Source organism: Rhizobium leguminosarum bv. viciae USDA 2370 (assembly GCF_002008365.1).
Classification (GTDB): Bacteria; Pseudomonadota; Alphaproteobacteria; order Rhizobiales; family Rhizobiaceae; genus Rhizobium; species Rhizobium leguminosarum.
On sequence record NZ_MRDL01000010.1, the window covers coordinates 38700 to 57497 of the forward strand.

Annotated in this window: 11 protein-coding genes and 1 pseudogene; 11 read left to right on the forward strand and 1 reads right to left on the reverse strand. The window is 57.4% G+C overall.

What is annotated here, in order from left to right:
• From BS629_RS05500 to BS629_RS05545, 9 genes and pseudogenes are all read left to right on the forward strand, one after another.
• The gene (locus BS629_RS05500) at positions 1–1722 is read left to right on the forward strand and encodes a ShlB/FhaC/HecB family hemolysin secretion/activation protein (RefSeq protein WP_018246566.1); all 1722 of its coding nucleotides are present in this window, start codon (positions 1–3) and stop codon (positions 1720–1722) included.
• Positions 1723–1733: 11 nt separating this feature from the next.
• Positions 1734–2201, forward strand: a complete 468-nt coding sequence (locus BS629_RS05505; protein WP_018246567.1) for a hypothetical protein — start codon at positions 1734–1736, stop codon at positions 2199–2201.
• Positions 2202–2247: 46 nt separating this feature from the next.
• A complete protein-coding gene (locus tag BS629_RS05510) occupies positions 2248–2802 on the forward strand; it encodes a hypothetical protein (protein WP_018246568.1) in 555 nt (184 codons plus the stop codon).
• A gap of 99 nt (positions 2803–2901) precedes the next feature.
• A complete protein-coding gene (locus BS629_RS05515) occupies positions 2902–12975 on the forward strand; it encodes a hemagglutinin repeat-containing protein (protein ID WP_077988052.1) in 10074 nt (3357 codons plus the stop codon).
• Positions 12976–12983: 8 nt separating this feature from the next.
• Entirely contained in the window at positions 12984–13556 is a 573-nt protein-coding gene (locus BS629_RS05520; RefSeq protein WP_018246570.1) for a hypothetical protein, read from the forward strand.
• Positions 13557–14137: 581 nt separating this feature from the next.
• Entirely contained in the window at positions 14138–14557 is a 420-nt protein-coding gene (locus BS629_RS05525) for a hypothetical protein (RefSeq protein WP_108565348.1), read from the forward strand.
• A gap of 137 nt (positions 14558–14694) precedes the next feature.
• Positions 14695–14808 (forward strand): annotated as a pseudogene (locus BS629_RS40460) (RNA ligase family protein); the annotation flags it as partial.
• Between the two features lie 380 nt (positions 14809–15188).
• Positions 15189–15740: a hypothetical protein gene (locus BS629_RS05535; RefSeq protein ID WP_018246574.1), complete on the forward strand. Its 552-nt coding sequence runs from the start codon at positions 15189–15191 to the stop codon at positions 15738–15740.
• A 734-nt stretch (positions 15741–16474) separates the two neighbouring features.
• Positions 16475–16834: a hypothetical protein gene (locus tag BS629_RS05545; RefSeq protein ID WP_018246576.1), complete on the forward strand. Its 360-nt coding sequence runs from the start codon at positions 16475–16477 to the stop codon at positions 16832–16834.
• 51 nt (positions 16835–16885) lie between these two features.
• Here BS629_RS05545 and BS629_RS05550 read toward each other — a convergent pair whose 3' ends face one another.
• Positions 16886–17131: a hypothetical protein gene (locus BS629_RS05550; protein WP_018246577.1), complete on the reverse strand. Its 246-nt coding sequence runs from the start codon at positions 17129–17131 to the stop codon at positions 16886–16888.
• Between the two features lie 263 nt (positions 17132–17394).
• Between BS629_RS05550 and BS629_RS05555 the strand changes: the two genes are divergently transcribed.
• Both BS629_RS05555 and BS629_RS05560 read left to right on the forward strand, forming a co-directional pair.
• Entirely contained in the window at positions 17395–17826 is a 432-nt protein-coding gene (locus BS629_RS05555; protein WP_245268296.1) for a barstar family protein, read from the forward strand.
• Between the two features lie 236 nt (positions 17827–18062).
• Entirely contained in the window at positions 18063–18473 is a 411-nt protein-coding gene (locus tag BS629_RS05560) for a hypothetical protein (protein ID WP_130768815.1), read from the forward strand.
• Positions 18474–18798: the final 325 nt, after the last annotated feature.

Below are 18798 nucleotides of genomic sequence, written 5' to 3' on the forward strand. Positions count from 1 at the left end.
ATGACGACAGACATTCGATCCTCCCTGGTTGTCGGCGCCGTCCTCATGATCGGTGCCGCTTCCGCCCACGCACAGTCGCCGGCCGACGATTTTAACCGCCGCCAGGAAGAGCAGACGCAGTCGCAGCGGCTGGATGCGCTTCGCCGTGCCACACCGGGCGGCAGCGCGGATGGGGAAAACGGATCTTTGCCCGCAGGCCCCGGAAATGGCGCCTGTTTCGACATCACGCGTGTCGAGATCGATGGGGCAAACCTGCTATCGGCACAGGAGATCGGCAAGGTGACCGCACCTTACGGCAACCAATGCGTCGGCCTTGCGGAGATAAATGCGGTGCTGCGCGATGTCACGCACCTTTATATCGATCATGGCTATGTGACCTCGCGGGCCTATGTGCCGCAGCAGGATATCGCCAAGACCAGGATCCTCCGCCTGCTCGTCGTCGAAGGCACGCTCTCGGACATCTATCTCAATGGCCAGAAAGTCGTCGGCAGCGGTTCGCTGGCGACAGCCTTTCCGGGCCTGATCGGCCGGGTCGTCAATATCCGCGATATCGAGCAGGGGCTCGACCAGATGAACCGGCTGCAGGCCAACGACGCCAAATCCGCCATGCTGCCCGGTCCCAACGACGGAACGTCGATCCTGAATATCGAAAACCGCCCGGGCCGACCCTGGCATGTCTCCCTCGGCAACAACAATATGGGGCAGGAAAGCACCGGTTTTTCCCGGAGCTCGGCATCGCTGGGCTTGGACGACCTGCTTGATATCAACGATCAGTGGAACTTTTCATACGAGCATAGCGGTCCGGACTATCCGTGGCGCAATGACGGAAAGGGATATGGCAACAGCTATTCTGGCAGCGTCAGCGTCCCCTACGGTTACTCCACTGTCTCGCTGAACGGCTCCTGGTACCAATATGAAAGTGCGGTCGAAGGAAATTTCTCATCGCTCGAAACCTCGGGCAACTCAGGGCAGGCAGGTCTCGGCATTGATCGCGTCGTCTTGCGCGACAAGGATTCGATTACGACTGTCCGCAGCAGCCTGACCTATAAACAGACGAACAACTTCCTGCTCGGCAATCTGATCGAGGTCGGCAGCCGCCGCTATACGGTCGGCGAGATCGGTATTTCCCATTCCCGCCGCATGTTCGGCGGCATCTGGGTGTTCGATGCCAGCTACGACAAGGGGCTCGGTCTCTTCGATGCCGTGGAACCGGGCGATCCCGGCGCCGGCAACGCCGATCCGCGATTTTCAAAGTTCAACGCTACGATCAGCGTGACGCAGCCGTTCACGCTGGCCGGTAGGCAGCTCGAGCTGACCTCGCTGCTCAGCGGTCAATATTCCCCCGACAATCTCCTTGGCGCGGAGCAGATCTCGCTTGGCAGCTACAGCAATGTCCGCGGCACGCGCGAAAGCGTGCTGTTCGGCAATAGCGGCATGTTCAGCCACAACGAGATCGTCTGGAGAACGAAATCCAACGAAAGCGGCGATGCAGTCGCGAAGGTCCTCGGCGAGCTGCGCCCTTACCTCGGCCTGGACTACGGCCATGTCTATTCGCAAAAACGCTTCGACATGACGGGGGGCGATCTCGCCAGCTGGACGGCCGGTATCCGCGCTGTCGGCGGCAATATCAGCGCCGACCTCGGCTATTCCGACATCGTTGCAAGCAGCCTCGACCAGGTCGACGGCGGGCTCTTTTATTTCAGCGCATCCACTCATTGGTAACGGAAGCAAAAATGACCACCGGCAATATTTCGAAGAATGATCTCACTCAGACCTTTTCAACATCGACAGCGCTGATTCTTGCCCTTTCCATCTCGCTTGCCGGCTGCGCCGGCCGGGATGCCCGGCCGGTCGCTTCGACCAACCCGACCGACAGCGCGTTCGATTGTGCCGGCATCGCACGTGAATTCGAGGCGAACGAACGGCAGATCACGTCGACAGTGAAGGAGCGGACGGACGCGCAGGGCAAGAATATCGTCCTCGGCGCGACCGGCGTCCTGCTGTTTCTGCCTGCGCTGTTTTTCATGGATCCGAAATCCCCCGAAAAGGTCGAGATCGATGCGTTGCGCAACAGGAACAATGTCCTGACCAGCATTGCCAAATCGAAAGGGTGCCCCGCGCCCAAGTCCCAGTTGACCGAGCTCTACAAGCATCTCGACGCCAAGGCCAAGCCTGCATCGTCGTCGGACAACAGGAACTGAATTTCGCTGACACTCGAACCCTATGCCTGAATCCCGGAGTTTCTCTATGCGTATCGTGCGTTTTCTAACCCTTCTCCTTCTGGCGGCGACACTTGCGTCCTGCGTCACCACCGACCCTCGGCTTGTCGCCGCGCTCAAGCAGACCTCGGTCTCGCAGATCCGGGTCGAGACGGCTCCGGATGTCACGATGGGCGGGTTCTTCGATCGCACGAAGCCGGACCCGCAGCTGCCGGCAGTCGTTCGCACATTGCAGAGCACCATGGCGCGCGAGCTGACCGGCTTGCCCGGCGGACCCGTCAAAGGTCGTCTGGTTGTGACCCTGCATACGGTCAACGTGTCGAGCAAGCCAGGACGCGTCATTGCCGGGACCGATAGCTACATCCAGGGAACGGTGCGGCTCGAAGATGTCAAGACAGGCCAGTTGATCGCCGAAGCCCAAAGCATTCGCGGCGACGATAAAGGCGTAAAGGGAGGTGGCGAAATCGGCATCGTCATTGCGATGGCCATTAACGCTGTGCAGTCCCAGGGAGAGGACGCGCTCGCCCAAAGGCTCTCCAATTCTTTCACCCGCAATGTGAAGACCTGGCTCAGCCAGAAATAAATCCTGCGATGAGGCCCAGCGCCGCCGCAGTGACGGCGGCGCCGAGCCACGATTGATATCGAGACACAAAACCAGTTGTGCGTTTGGGAAGACAAAACGATGCGTGAGAAAACCGGCCTTGGTTCTGAAGCAAGGGGGCTTGGCTGCCGGCTCGGCAGATTTGGCAATCGCTCGCTTGCCATCGTGCTCAGCACGCTCTTGGTCTTTCAGCCGATGCTTGCCAATGCGCAGTCGGTCTCTGCGAGCACCACGGCGCCCGCCGCCAACCAGCCGGGCGTCGGCGCCGCCCCGAACGGCGTGCCGCTGATCGACATCGTCACCCCGAATGCAACCGGCTTGTCGCATAACAAATACGACAATTTCAACGTCGGCACGCCGGGCCTCATCCTCAACAACTACAAGGGCGAGATCGGCAATTCCAATCTCGGCGGCGTCACGCCGGGCAATCCTAATCTGAATAATTCTGCTCCGGCATCGGTCATCCTCAACGAGGTGACCAGCGGCAATCGCTCGGCTTTGAACGGCCCGACCGAGGTGTTCGGCGGCCGCGCCGATGTCGTCATCGCCAATCCGAACGGCATCACCTGCGACGGCTGCGGCTTCATCAACACGCCGCATGCGACGCTGACCACAGGCGCGCCGCAGATTGGGGCCGATGGCAAGCTCAACGGCTTTATCGTCAATGGCGGGGATGTCACCATTGGACCGAACGGCGGCAACTTCGCTGCCGGGCCCGGCGCGGTCGATCTCTTCGACATCGTCTCGCGCGCGGTCCACGTCAACGGCCCGGTCTATGGCAAGGACCTGCGCGTGACGGCGGGTGCATCCAACTTCGACTACGCGACGGGCAATTCCCAGGCCCTCGCTCCGATCTCCGGCACACCGGAATATGCGATCGACGGCACAGCACTTGGCGCCATGCAGGCCGATCGCATCAAGATCGTCGTCACCGAAAAGGGCGCCGGCGTGCGCATGAGCGGCAATCTTGCGGCCAACACCAACGAATTGTCGCTGTCGGCCGACGGCAAGATCTCGCTCGGCAACGTCTCCGGCCAGCAGGGCGTTTCGATCTCCTCGAAGGCGAAGGTGACGGCCGCCAAGGTGGCGTCAAAAGCCAAGGTTGCCGTTCAGGCGGATCAGGGAATTACCCTCGATACGGTTGCCGCCGACGGCGACATCCTGCTTTCGAGCGGCAGCGGGTTGTTGAGTGTCGGCGCCGAGGTGAACAGCGCCGCCAACGTCCTGATGTCGTCGGATGCCGGCATTGCCGCCGGCAGCGTTATCGCCGGCAATGCGCTTACCCTGTCCAGCACGTCGGGTGACATTCAGGTCGCCGGTGCGGTAAAGGGCACCGGGGCGCTCTCCATCACCGCCACATCAGGCGCGATCTCGGCTGCCTCGCTCGTCAGCAGCAACAATATCGCGCTTTCCGCAGGCGCCGATATCGGCATCTCCGGCGATGTGCTGGCGCAGGGCAACGTCACGGCTTCAGGCCGTTCGATCTCGGCCGCTACGGTCGTCTCGGGTCTCGACATCGCTGCGACGAATGCGGCGGCAAACGGCAGCACAGTTCTATCAGGGGCCGGCGACATCCAGCTTGCCGCCAGCAGCGGCTCCGTCGATGTCGACGCGCTTCTGTCGGCCGGTGATACGTCGGTCACATCAGCGGCGCTGACAGCCCAGAGCGTCATTGCGCATGGCGCCATCGCGATCAACGCGGCCACTGACATCAGCGGTCAGATCCTCAGTGGCGGCAACATCGACCTCACCGGCTCGGCCATCGCAGCCGATGCGATCATCGCCGGCATCGACTTTGCGGGAACGGAAGCGGAGGGCGGCAATATCGTGCTGACGCAGAGCGGCGATCTCTCCCTTGCCGCCAGTGGTGACATCGATACCGGCACCCTGCTTGCGGCAGGCAACATCTCGGCTTCCGCCGCCAACCTCAGTGCCGCCGCCATCACCAGCCATGGCGCGATCGCGCTTTCCGGCAACACTGATATCACCGGCCAGCTCCTCGGCGCCGGCGATGTATCGATCAGCGGCGGTTCGATTGCAGCGGGCACGATCGTTGCCGGCATGGACTTTGCCGCCACCGCCGCCTCGCCGGGCGGTGCCATCGCCGTCGGTACGGCCGGCGACCTGATGCTTGATGCCGGCAGCAGCGGGAGCGTCGATATCGACACGCTGCTTGCCGCAGGCGCTCTCCTCATCGATGCCGGTCGTTTCCAGGCCGATAATGTCAGCGGCCACGGAGCCGTTACCATCAACGCCGATACATCGGTCACCGGCCAGCTCCTTGGAGCCGGCGACGTCTCGGTCACGGGTCCGGCAATTCAGGCCGGCGCCATCGTCTCCGGCGTCGATTTTGCCGCCACCGCGCAGTCGACCAATGGCGACATTGCCCTCGGGCAGACCGGCGATCTCACGCTCAAGGCGACGGCCACCGATATCAGCGCCGGCAACTTGCTTGCCGCCGGAAACGTCGACGCCAGCGCAGCGGGTGATGTCAGCGCCAACGTCGTTGCGCATCAGGACATGACGATCGCCGCCGGCGGCACGATCGACCTTACCGGCCAGTCGCTTGCCGCCGGCAACGCCAGCCTCTCGGCGCGGGATATCACCGTCGATACTCTCGTTTCCGGCCTCGACTTCGCCGCCACCGCTGCATCCGCCGACACGCTGAAGCTCCAGCAGACCGGCAGCATGAGCCTTGCGGCCACAAGCGGTTCGATCACGGCCGGCGACGCCCTACTGAGCAGCGGCGCTCTTTCGGCCAGCGCCGGCCAGAATATTGCCTATAACAAGCTCCAGAGCCTCAGCAGCGCTGCGCTCACTGCGTCTGGCGGCCAGATCAGCTACGGCAATCCCACCCGCACAGCCGGCAACCTGACGCTCACCACGACGAATATCGATCTCTCCAATGGCCGGGCGAGCAACATTGCTGCCGGCGGTACGCTGACGCTCAATGCCGCAAGCGCTAACCTCGCCAACAGCAGCCTCACTCTCGGCGGCCTGGCTCTCAATCTCTCCGGCACGGCCGATCTCAGCGGCGCCCGGGTCAATGCCATTACCACCGCCGGCGGTTCGGGCGATATCGCCATCGATGCGACCGGTCTTACGACGACGGCCGGCACCGCGCTGCTCGCCGCCAACGACCTGACGCTGACGCTGCCGTCGCTGATCAATGCCGGGCAATTGGCCGCCGGCAACGATCTCACCTTCAATGTTTCCGGCAACCTCACCAACAACGCCACGGGCCTCGCCTATGCCGGCAAAGACGCCAGCCTCTTCGTCGGCGGCGTGCTCACCAACAATCAGGGCGCCATCCTCGCCAACCATGACCTTCAGATCGCCGGGGTGGCGGCCGGGCTGAGAAACACTGAGTTCACCAATATTTCCGGCCTGATCCAGGCCGGAAACGACATGTCGATCCTGACCAGCAACCTGACCAACAGGCGGGTTGCCACGCCGCAATGGACGACCGGGACGCTGGTGTCTTCAGGCGTCGTCAGCGGTTTCACGCTGAATCCCGTTGCCGCCGGCCTGCCGTTCGGTTACCTCGAGACCGCAGATCAGAACATGTACCAGCTCTATGCGGGCGTCGATCCGGGCTTGTGGCAGGATTATCAGCCGCTGCTCTGGTCGAAGGCGACGCTTGCCGACGGCACGACTTACCGCGCCTGGACCTGGATCTCGGCCGACGGACCGGAGAAGGTCGGGCCGATCATCGACTGGATCAGGGACCGGGTGCCGAGGGACGCGAACGGCAATCCGGTTGCCGATCCCAACAATCCGTCGCGATACTTCATCGTCGACGAGGTGAATTTCAGCGGCTCGGACGAAAGCACCACCTACTCCTGGGATTGGTCGTCCCATCTCAGTCAGTCGGTCTACGAGGACCGCATGGTCGGCACGCTCAGCCCGGAAGCGACGATCCGGGCGAGCCGCAACCTTTCGATCGACGCCACGAATCTCACCAACTCCTACAGCTCGATCGAGGCCGGCGGCGACGCGACGCTGGAGGGCTCAACGCTGACCAATACCGGCGTCACCCTCTTTCGCACGACGACGACAACCTGCAACGCGCAGGGCGCCTGCACGGCCTATGATGCCAATGGCAACGCCAATCCCTCGAAGAACATCGCCAACGGCACGACGATCGTCAGCTCCGTCCAGGCGATCGGCGGCGTATCGGCCAACATCAAGGCCGGCGGCGCCCTCTCCGTCAATTTCGGCAGCGTCAACAACACCTCGGCGGCCGGCTCGATGGCAGGCGGCGCCAGCCTGGCGGCATCAAGCAATCCCGGCGATCCGCTTTCAGCGCTCGACGGCCTGACCGCCGGCGGCGCGTTGTTCAATGTCAACTCGGCGCTCGGCGGCGTCACCGCCAATGGCGGCAGCCTGCGTGCCGGGCTCGGCAATATTGCCGACCGCATCCGCGTCGACGGCGCGGCCCTTGCGGCCGCCGCCAAGCCGAAATCGGGCGGCGTCGGCGGCACCATACCCGGACAGATCTTCCTGTTCGAAACCCGCGCAGCCTATCTCGATGTCGGCAAGTTCTATGGCTCCGGCTATTTCATGAACAAAATCGGCTACGTGCCGGAGACGACAGTTCCGTTCCTCGGCGATGCCTATTTCGAGAACCAGCTGATCGACACGCAGTTGCGGCAGCTTGTCGGCGAAGGCCTCGGCAGAAGCACCTTCATCGCCGGCAATGACGCCATCGAGCAGATGAAGACGTTGCTCGACAACGGTGCCGACTATGCCAGGGATAACGGCCTAGTTGTCGGCCAAGGGCTTACTCCGGAGCAGGCGGCGGCCCTCACCAAGTCGATCGTCCTCTACCAGTGGCAGACTGTCGACGGCGTCCAGGTGCTTGCTCCTGTCGTCTACGTCGCCGCCGCCGACCGGCAGAAGCTTAGCGGCGCCGGCGCCGTCATGGCGGGCGGCTCGGTCGATATGAATGTCGGCAATCTGGACAATTCCAGTCTGATCGCATCCGCTGGCGGCCTTACCGTCTCCGGCAGCTCCATCCAGGGCAGCGGCACGTTCCTGTCGCGCGGCGACACGACGCTCAATGCCACCAACGGCATCACGCTGGCGGCCCAGACGATGACGATCGGCGGCCAGAACCTCGTCAATGCCAATGCAGGCGTGACGGCAGGCGGCAATCTGCTGCTTGCCGGCGGCAGCGGCGATCTGGCGCTGAAGGGCGTCAAGGTCAATGCAACGCGCGACGCCTCGCTCACCGGCAACAACGTGACGCTGGCTGCGGCCAAGGTTGACAACGCAGGCCAGCAGAATGCCACCGGCACCCAGGTCGCCAGTGGTAAGGCTCTGTCGATCAAGGCAACCGACAATGCCAACGTCATCGGCAGTTCCGCCAAGGCGGGAACGACGCTTGACGTGACCGCCGACAAGGGCTCGGTGGCCGTGGTGTCGACCGATGTCGCCCGCAACAACCAATCCGGCTACACCAAGACCCTCTCCACCGACCAGCAGCAATCGCAGCTATCCGCCGGCACGAATGCGACGATCAAGGCCGGCGACGACATCCTGCTCTCCGGCTCCTCCATCAAGGGTGGTGACAATGTCGCGCTGAATGCCGGCGACGATATCAATATCACTGCCGCTCAGGAAACATCCGCCAGCTCCTTCGGCAAGAAATCCGCCTCGTCGATCACCAATGTCGGCTCGGAGATATCCGCCGGCGGCGATCTCTCGGTGACGGCAGGCAACGGCAGCGGCGATCACGACCTCAACATCGTCGGCAGCAAGCTCGCCGCCGACGGCAAGCTTTCTCTCAAGGCCGATGGCGACGTAACCATCGCCGAAGCCACCGACACCGCCACCCTCGACACCAAGCTCAGCACCAAGGGCGGTTTCCTCGGCAGCAGCGAGAAGACGACTACGCATCTGGAAACGACGACGGCCGTCGGTTCCGCCATCACAGGCGGTGGCGGCGTCGATATCTCTTCGGGCAAGGACACGGTCATCTCGGCCTCGAAGATCGAAGCCGGCAACGAGGCCGGCGCCGACCCGGCGGACCTCAACATCAGCGCCGGCGGTGACCTGATCATCGCCTCCGGAATGGATACCAGCGCCAAGGACGACAAGAGCTCGCGTAGCGGCTTCCTGTCCAAGGGTTCGTCCAGCCACAAGAGCTACGATGAGACGACCGTCGCCTCCGAGCTCGGCGCATCGGGCAATATCAATCTGACCGCCGAAGGCGCGGCGGTGATATCGGGCTCGAAGGCCAATGCCGACGGATCGATTTCCGTCACGGGCGACAGCGTCTCGATCATCGGGGCGCAGGAAACCCACGAGCTAGAGGAGCAGCGCAAGAAATCCGGCTTCGGCGTCGGCGGCGGTGGCGGCTTCATTTCGATCTATGGCAGCCAGCAGAACAAGGGCGCCCAGGCGTCGACACTGAATGTCGGTTCGGCACTTTCGGCCGGCGAGGACGTCAATCTCAAAGCTCGAACAACCGACCTGAACATCATGGGTTCGTCCGTCGATGCCGAGAACGACATCAACCTGTCGGCTAAGCGTGACGTCAACGTGACGCCGGGTGCGGAAAGCTTCTCGCAGTCCGAACAGGAGAAGAAGTCTGGCTTCGGCATTTCCTTCGGTTCGAGCGGGGGCGGCTTCTCGGTAGGCATCGGCGCGCAGACGAGCAAGGACAGCTCGGCACAACAATCCGACACCAATGCGGCCTCGATGCTGTCTGCCGGCCGCGACCTCAACATCTCCGCCGGCAACAACGTCAATCTGCAAGCCGCGGGGGCCTCGGCCGAACGCGATGTCAACCTGTTTGCCGGCAAGGACATTAATCTTCTCTCGGCCAACGACGTCACCAATTACCAGGAGGTGCATGAGAAGACATTCGCCGGCGTGACGCTTAGCGTCTCCAGCCAGTTGGGAAGTGCAGCCCAGAGCATTATGAACGGGGCAGAGCGCTTGTCCGATCCGGGCGGCGTTAATGGACTGACCAACAGTGCGATTGCCGGCCTCAGCTTCTATCAGGGCATCAAAAACCTTCAGGGCGTTTATGACGGTCTGACCAGCGCAGATCCGAACGTCGCAACGGGGCTATCGTTCAACATCGGCATCAATGCCGGCGTCAGCCATCAGGAAAGCAGCTCGTCTTCGTCATCTTCGACGCCCGTCGTGACCGCTATCGGCGCCGGCCGCTCGATCACTATGGAGGCCGAGAATGGTTCGATCACCAGCGACGGGGCGCAGATCGTCGCCGGTTACGACAAGTTCGGACTGCCGACCATCTCCGACGATCCTCTGGCTGGCGATATCTTCCTGTCGGCGCAGAATGGCAATATCAATCTGAATGCGGCAACCGGCACGTCGGATACGTCAAGCAAGAACTCATCCTTTAGCGCCGGCGTCGGCGTCAATTTCGGCTGCACCACGAAGACAGGGTGCAGCGCAGATGTCGGCGCCAGCGGCTCCTACGGCAAGGGCGGTTCCGACACCGTCGGCACCAGCCATACGAACTCCCATGTCAGCGGCACCGGCGACGTCACCATCCTCACGAACGATCTGGCGTTGAGAGGGGCGTCTGTTACCGGCAATTCCGTGACGGCCGACGTCAGAAATCTGATGGTCGAAAGCCTGGTGGATACGACGAAGGCCCATGCCGATCAGCTCAGCCTCTCGGGCCAGATTGGCCTTGGCTCCACCGGCGTCTCCGGCGCGACGCAGAAGGCGACGGGCGACGCCGCCGTCGTCGCCGAACAATCCGGCATCCATGCAGCCGCCGGCGGTCTCAATCTCACCGTTGAAAAGCAGACGACGCTCGTCGGTGGCCTGATCACCAGCCAGGCTTCAGCGGAGCTGAACCACTTCGAAACCGGCACGCTCGATGTCGCCGATGTCGATACGCATTCTTCCTGGAAGGCCGACACCTACGGCGGCTCGATCGGCGCCGGCGGCTTGAGCTTCGCCAAGGTCAACGACGGGGAAAGCGCCAGCGGCAAGGCCTATTCGGCCATCGGCGGCAACATCGGCATCACCATCACCGACCCCGAGCACCAGACGCAGGACATCGGCACAATTCGCCGGGACACCGACAACACCAACACCTCGCTGCCCGGCCTGCCGGATCTGCAGAACATCCTGCGCGACCAGTATAAGACACAGGCCGATCTACAGGAAGCGCAGAAGACCATGGCGGGGTTAGTCGGGGACATCGGCAGTGAGCTCTACAAACAGGCTGCTCTGAACCAAGACCAAGTCGGAATGGATTACTGGAAGGAAGGTGGTGCTGGCCGTGCACTGCTGCACGCCATAGGCGGCGGCATCCTTGGTGGCGTTAACGGTTGGGAGGGAGCGATCAAAGCTGCTCTCGGTGGGGCTGCCACGACCTTAATGGCGCCGGCCATCGCCGAACTCGTCAAGGGCATGCTCAAGGGCACAAAATACGAAGGAACGCCGGAAGGCGACGCGCTCGCCAAGCTGATTGGTGCAACCCTTGCTGCTGGTGTAGGCGGAGCTGTGGGTGGCGCTGAAGGCGCTGGGTATGGCGCTGCTAACTATCAGTACAACTATCTCGATCACGCCGACAATGATGCGCTGAATGCTGCCAAAGCAGCGTGTGATGCCTCAAAGCGTACGGACACTAAAGCCTGCGGTGAGCAGACGCGCCTGGAGGCAAAGGATAAGCAACAGCAGGATGCTTACGTAGCTTGCCAGCCAGGCGGGTTCCAAGCAGCCGGCTGCGATGCTGTGTTCGCCAATATGGTGGCAGCGCTTTCCAGCTATAGTGGCACGGCCTCATGGCTTCTTCCCGAAGATCAGTATCAAGCTGCTCTCAAAGAGCTGCAAGACAATGGTGGCCTGGAACAAATCTGGAAAATCATGGCGCCTAACGGGCTCGATAAGCTTTCCGAACAAGAAAAACGCGACGGGTCAAAGCTTATCTATCTTCTCATTCGCGATCCTTCTGGCTTTACCGCCATCCCATCGCTTATCGCGAAAGCTAACAACGGCGACCTTCTCGCCCTCCTGCAGGTGTTGACGCTCTTCGCGAAGTTCAAGGCCTCCGGTGTAAATGTCGACGGGCTTCCTACCAATGCTGACAACGAAGCCGATGAAGTCGGTGAGTGCGTTGGAGGCTCATGCTCTGCTTGTTCATTTGACGGCTCAACCCTTGTGAAGACCGATCAAGGTTTTACCGCAATCCGCAATATTCAGCCGGGGAGCACCCAAGTTTGGTCACGAGATGAGCTTGGGCATGAGGGATTTAAACCCGTGCTTGCGCAATTCGGTAACAGACATTCTAAGACGGTATATCTGACACTTCGGATGGAAAAAGGAGGTCATCGGCAAACCATAACCACGACGCTGACGCATCCTTTCTTCGCGATCTCGAAGCAAAGATTGGCAAGTAACGCAGCATTCTCGGAGGGTCGCGATGTAATGGCGCGATTTGTCAACGGTTCGTGGGTTACGGCGCGTGATCTTAAGATTGGTCAGCAACTGTTCGATGCGGACGGCGGCTGGAGCGAGGTCGTTGGAGTTCGTACCGAAAACAAGCAGCTCGATGCCTACAATCTGACGATTGCGGACTTTCATACCTACTTCGTAAAGCAAGCGGACAACGACAATGCCCAGCCAGTGTGGGTGCACAACGCCTGCGGACCGGATATCAATAAGTTTATTCAGCAGAGCACGAAAACCCGCGCTTCCGAAGTGTTCGAGGCGGCGCAGTCTGAGTTCGACGTCTTGGCCAAGGGCGAAAGTGTCGGTACAAACGGCGGTTCTGTTTTTGCAGCATCCCTGAAGAGTGTTTCCCAAGAAGAGATACAATTTGCATATGATTCTGCGAATTCGGGAAACAAGGTCGTTATTCTTGGCGGATCCAAGAACGGAGGCCTGGACTTCATAATAAACGACCAGCGTTTCGAGTTGGCGACCGTATCAAAGAATAGCACCGTCACGGTGCAACGTTCTATCCTGGAAAAAATTGACTCTAAAACCCGGGTGGCCTCGGGGGCTTCGATTGTCATAGACGGCCGCGCCGCTAATCTGAGCCGCGGGACAGCCGAACAGGCCATGAAAAATGTCATGTCGGATGCCCTGTACGACCAGAACGCGCCAACTATAACGATTTACACGGCACAGGGTAAACTTGTGTATTCCTATCCAAAGTAGAGGTCGAAATGTCGGTTGATTACATGCTTTTGAATCTCGATACCGGGGACATGATCGCTGTTGGTAAGCAAAGGACCCATCCTGCTGTCCCGGAAATCGGGATCTTGGAAGATCATACGTTTTTTGACGGTATTCCTCACTGCGATCAGTCAGAGGATCGGGAGGAATTATACAGGCGATCGGGGCATATTCTAAATTTTTTCCTGGCTCACTCGAGAGGGTGCCGGATAATAGTCATGGCTACGCAAGATATTCTAGATATACTTGATGAAATGGATGAAGAGCCAGGTGAACCTATCATGCATGGCGGGTCCATGCATATTCAAAACGAAAGAGTTGGAGCGCCATACTTTCAAAGACGACTTCAGCATACCAAATCGCGACAGCCGAAATCGGACGCCGAAAAAGAGGTGCAAGAGAAAAGGGCTCTGCAATATCGTGATGAAATCAAACAGCTTATCAGGGCGAATGTAGTGAAGATACCGAACAAGATCGGCGAGCTTGTGCCGACCTTCCAAGCCGGTGATATGGATCCCGATCCCGTTTTCGTGCCTTGGGATGATCGTCGTAGATCGCGTTGATTCATTGTAGGCCGCGCCAGCGCGATGTCGCTCAAAGGAATGCTATGACACCAGCTGTCTGCGTGGCATTTACAGCGGGGGCGGCTTTCAAATTTAGGCAGCTTGAAGATGTATTTCCGAACATTTGAAAGACAATGACGGTGAAATCTTACCTCATTTATTAATGGCAGATTATTGCCGCCTTGTTGAACGAGTTCCTGACGATGAGTGGGTGAGAAGCTTCCTCGCCTACTTGGAGGATAATTTCTTGGGCCAAAGTGAATGGTTGACAGAATTGATCTCGGTTTCATTTGTCGAGCATCTTCTGCCAGACGAGTCTTTATGTGGCCCCGTCGTCAAACTTCTCGGCAAACGAATGCGGGAGGAACATCGACATATTTTCGGAATTGAATAGCCCCAAATAGAGCAGTCACGCGGTATTCCGATGGTATTTGCAGTGTGTCGTCTCCGCATTCGGCGAGTAAGAGAAATATCCTCTGCTGGCAGCATCGAATTTGATAAGATTTACAATGCAAACGGCTGGGAACTGATTTTCAGCAAAAGACCAGAGGACCTCCTCCCTGTGATCAAGCATGCCCTGTATGTCCATGACTGATGTGATTTTTGAATCGGAAAGCCTTTCCTTGGAGCTGGGGTTTTTAGAGCTGGATCCAAACGATCATCGCTCAACGCGTTGGAGCGTCCGGTTGAGCATAAAGCATTCGACTGGGTGTTTTTCCTACCTGGCGACAGATGTTTGGTTCGATACGGACGTGTGGGATGAATTTACAACCGGCCTTTCATCGCAAGAACCGAAAATCCTCAGGCTTGTGGACATGAGCGAAAACTTCCGTTTTGTCATCGAGCGAACTGCAACATCCTTTGAAACCACAATTCAAGTACTTGAACCAATCATTTCACAAGGGATGATACGCCTTGAAGCGCGCTTGGAAAGCGATCTCGATTGGCCGTTGCTGCGCAGCCTAAGGGGTTCTTTCGCCGCCTGCCCCAAGTTTTGGTAGGTCTACCGAATTGAGAGATGACAGGGGCCTAACTCAAATTATAACGAACATCAAAGACGTTGTTGTAATTGGGACGTAAACAATGCCGTCGATTGTTTGTAAGTGCGGAAACCGCCTGAGTTTTGGCGAAATACCGAACTCATGCGCGAAGTCCTGACAGCCGCTATCATCCTCCCCGCGATTGACTAAAAGCGTTTGGCGCCGGGATTTCGCCTCAACTTGCCGACGAGGAGCGTATCATCGGTGAGAATCACCCGCCCGTTCCGACAATTTATCGTGGTCCTTACCGGCCAGGTTTATTCGATGATTTGGCAAAAACGCTGGATCTGAATAAGCAAGAGGGCTTTGTGGCAAGGACTGCGGGCGCGTTCGCGGAGAATGCCATGCCTGAATGCGTGGGGGAATATGTCAGGGAAGGACATGTCCACACAGAGACCCATTGGATGAAGGCGGAACTCATCGCAAACCGCTTGGCTGAAATCTAACGACGGCTTCTGGCAAAGTTGCCTGCCATCAAATCGAAAGTCTACCCGACAACGTGCGAGTGGCACACCGCTTCGTTGCACTTCAATCTAGCTTTGCATCAGAGTCATCTGAGTACATGATGAGGCCTTCAAGATAGGGGCGATTCATGAAGTGCATCTCTGAACTTTTGATGGGATTGGCGGGGGCGACCTTGGTCGTTATTAGCGCAGTTCAACCGGCGGAAGCTAACAGTGACAATGGCGAAGACCCATCTTGTGAAATCGTCAACTTTGCATACGCGGCAACCATGAACGCTACCCGGTCGAGCGTGACGGCTTATGCCGAGCAGGACGATGGATCTTTAGTGTTTACTGCCGATTTGCGAACCCAGTTAGGTACTAATTATCTGAAAGATTCAACGCGAAAGCAATGGATCCGTTACCCACAGACAAAGTGGGTTCCAGCGGACGGATTTGGTCCAAAAATAACTGACTGTGTATTTAAGGGTGATGAAAGTCACCTGGATCTCGCAGCAAAGCACTATTCAGCTATCCGTCATGAGGGACCGCAGGTCTCTAAAGTGGATTTTTGGATTACGCATCACGATGGACGAATTGTTAAAATTCGAATTGGGCCGTGGGGAGTCAAGCTTAAGTCCGGACTAGGAGTAATTGAAATCCGGAAGTTCGATGATGAGGCATTGACCCCTCCGCTTTGATCAGCAGCCGCAACAGACTTGCGCTTCCATTCGAACGGTATGTCCGATGCTTTTGTCGAAATCCTGAAGCGGAATTACATGCGATAAAACTTGGGGGCAAGGTCAGCGGGAATAGCTTTTGGAAAATGCTAAATGGAGATCCAATGGATAAAACGATAAGGTCAATAAATTGATATATTCTGCGCTAATCGAGAAAATAGGAGATGATATCGAAGAAGAGGTTTCAGTGCTAATTTGTGAGGAGAGGCTAACTTGCTTCGCGAGTTATATGCCGTATCCAGTACATGTCGGAGAAGTATACGAAGTAGAACTGGTTGCTGTTGTGTTGAATGAGTATTTTATTGAAGAATCTAACGATGAATTGCCGTCAATTTTTCGGACGGGAACAGACTACTCATACTTATTGACTGGCATGTTGGACGAGGGAAATATTAACTGTGGAGCAATAGCTTTTTTTGATGACGTTCTCTCTGAGGATTTTGGGTTTCTCCGCGGAAAAATGGTTTCGTGGAAAGTGGATCGACTGGATATCTGTTTCTTGGAATAATATAGTACTCGCTACAAAGGCTACGGCGATCTCGACAATCCCGGCCTGATCGCCTCCGCCCAGCGGGCTTATCAATGGGCCAGAGCTTACTTCAAAATGGATTATTTCAACGGGGCAAGGTCAGACAAATTGAAAAGGATGCCCCTATCCGAGCAGGGCTGTTCACGCCGAAGGGGAGACCTATTGGATGAGATATGAAGCACCGGAAAGGAAAGGCGAGGAAGACATCGTTGAAACGCTTTCAAGAACGGATAACAGCCCTGAGGAGCGTATAGGAGCAGTACTTTCAGCGCTTTACTATGGTAAAAGCCTTGAATTTTCAGGCGACACACTGATTGGAGAGTTTTCCAGGGCGAAATACTCGGAAAGACGATCGTTGAAGAACTTATTTGAAACTTTCTATGGCATGTGCAGGACAAGCTATCGGGTTGACGACAGCATTGCACTTCTGGAAGCCTACCGGCGGGAAGTCCCAGAGTATGCGCCAGAAATCGATGCGACCCTCGAAGCGCTAAGCGAATATAAAGCAATGTTAAAGAATGTTTGACGTTTGGTTTGGGCGCCCCCGGTATGGTGACATGAGACGACATTGTTACTCTCAACCGTAAAAGGCCAGTTGATCAGTAGGAATTTTTACACTGCTGGATCGCTCGGGCTGCTTGAGATTGGTGTACTTGAATGCGCGATCAAGGAGGAGGCGTGGGAAGTGAACTAGACAGGCTGGAAAGAATATGGAGGCAAGATCGAACGAGATGACGCACGCGTCATTCCAGGTGTCGATCACGTCGATGGGGTCGAAATCGTCTATTTCTCCGATGATGGAAAAAGTAATTTTCGTAAGCAATTTCGAAGTCTCACTTCTTCTGTTGCCCAAGGGCAGCAACACGCGGTGGAATGAATGAACGAGGATGTAGGATCACACCGCCGAATGGCCCTTTGTTCCATGCGGTTGGATACCACGGCGACGTTGAAGGCTGGAGAAAGGATGTTCAAGCCGGGGCTAAGGCACGCGGCTTGTTGTTGGCAGCACCGCCAGACTTCTATACTCAACGGACGGCAGTATCTGGTTCAGTCCGAATCACTATGGAAGCTTTGAGGATCTATGAAATGATCTACTACAATAAAGCGCCAGACCCGACGGTTGGATACGATTTAGTGGTCCGGCTCGATAGAATTGTGGAGCGCGACGAAGATTTATTTCAGATGTTTTGGGGCCAGGGGGTGCTACCTGATTATTTTGGATGGAACGTAGATGCTCTCCTTGATAGTATATTTCTTTGGAAGACGAAGCTTAATAGAAAGAATATTCTCGTTGATTTCGTAGTTAATCTCGCGACTCCGTCACGGACGAACAAGGCTCTGTACCAGTGTTTGCGACGCCAAATCGAAATTTGGCGGGATGAGGACGGCGTTTTTGACGTCTATTTCAGAAGCGATCCCGACGGGGACGTTCGAAAGAAGGTTGAAAATTCAGGAAGGGTTATCACGCAAGCAGAATGGAATGAGAGGATGTCCAGTCGAAGCAAAAAGCGTAGCTAAACGTTCTTCAATGAATTTGACAGAAATTGATCACGAATTACGCAAAGCTCTGGTTTCAAGGGAGCAGTGTGTAGGTTTTGTCGTCCATCGAGGTGAAGCTATTTGGCTGATAGATCAGGTTGATTACTTTACCCCTGATCAACAGAAAAACATTGATGCCATGTGTACTGAGCAACGGTATCGCAGATTTATGCCCGCTGGTTTAACAGCCCAACAGTGGAGCAAGAAATTGCAGAGTGAATTTCGCAACGGCATTCCGCAGCTCACCGCGGATCTCTTTCCCCGATATAGGGATGGTGAAACCGCGAAGGTTGACTCAGCGGACTTTGCTGCGCCGGGAGCTCTTCTCGGAAGACGAAGGCCAGTATGCTGAGTTGGAGACGGAGCTTTTATTCAACACGCCGATGCGAGAAGAACTGGTTCAGCTGCGGATACGGCTGTTTTCGAAGCGGCCGAAGTTCTACATTAATTACGACCGCAAAATATTTATGCATATGGTGCATGGTCGTTCCTATGAAGCGGTCGTGCTTGATGGTTGGTGGGGGGCTGAAGGCGATTTTGAGCATATGATCCCGACATACCATCGTTATTGGGTTAGAAGCACCTCTGAAGACTTCTGGGCTGTTACCAATTTCTCAAACGGCTAGGCAGGGTGGGCGATGTATGAGGCATCTGCCGAATTGTCGAACCACGCGACCATATGTTTTGTGAAGTTTACGCGTTTCCGCCGGTTGCTATCACCTGTGCCAATTGGAGCATCCAAAATCGTCGAGGTTCCAATCGCCGCCGGATGAAACTTCGGGGTCTAAGGTAGCAGCATGGCGAAAAGGGCAGAGATAGAGAACCGCTTCCTGGAGGTCGCGCAAAAAATTAGGCTGCCTACCGGAAAAATGACCTGCCACTGAACTTTCATCCAGCGGCGGTTAGAGCCTCGGCGGCTTTGAATACGCCAAATGGCGCGGTGTGAGCAAC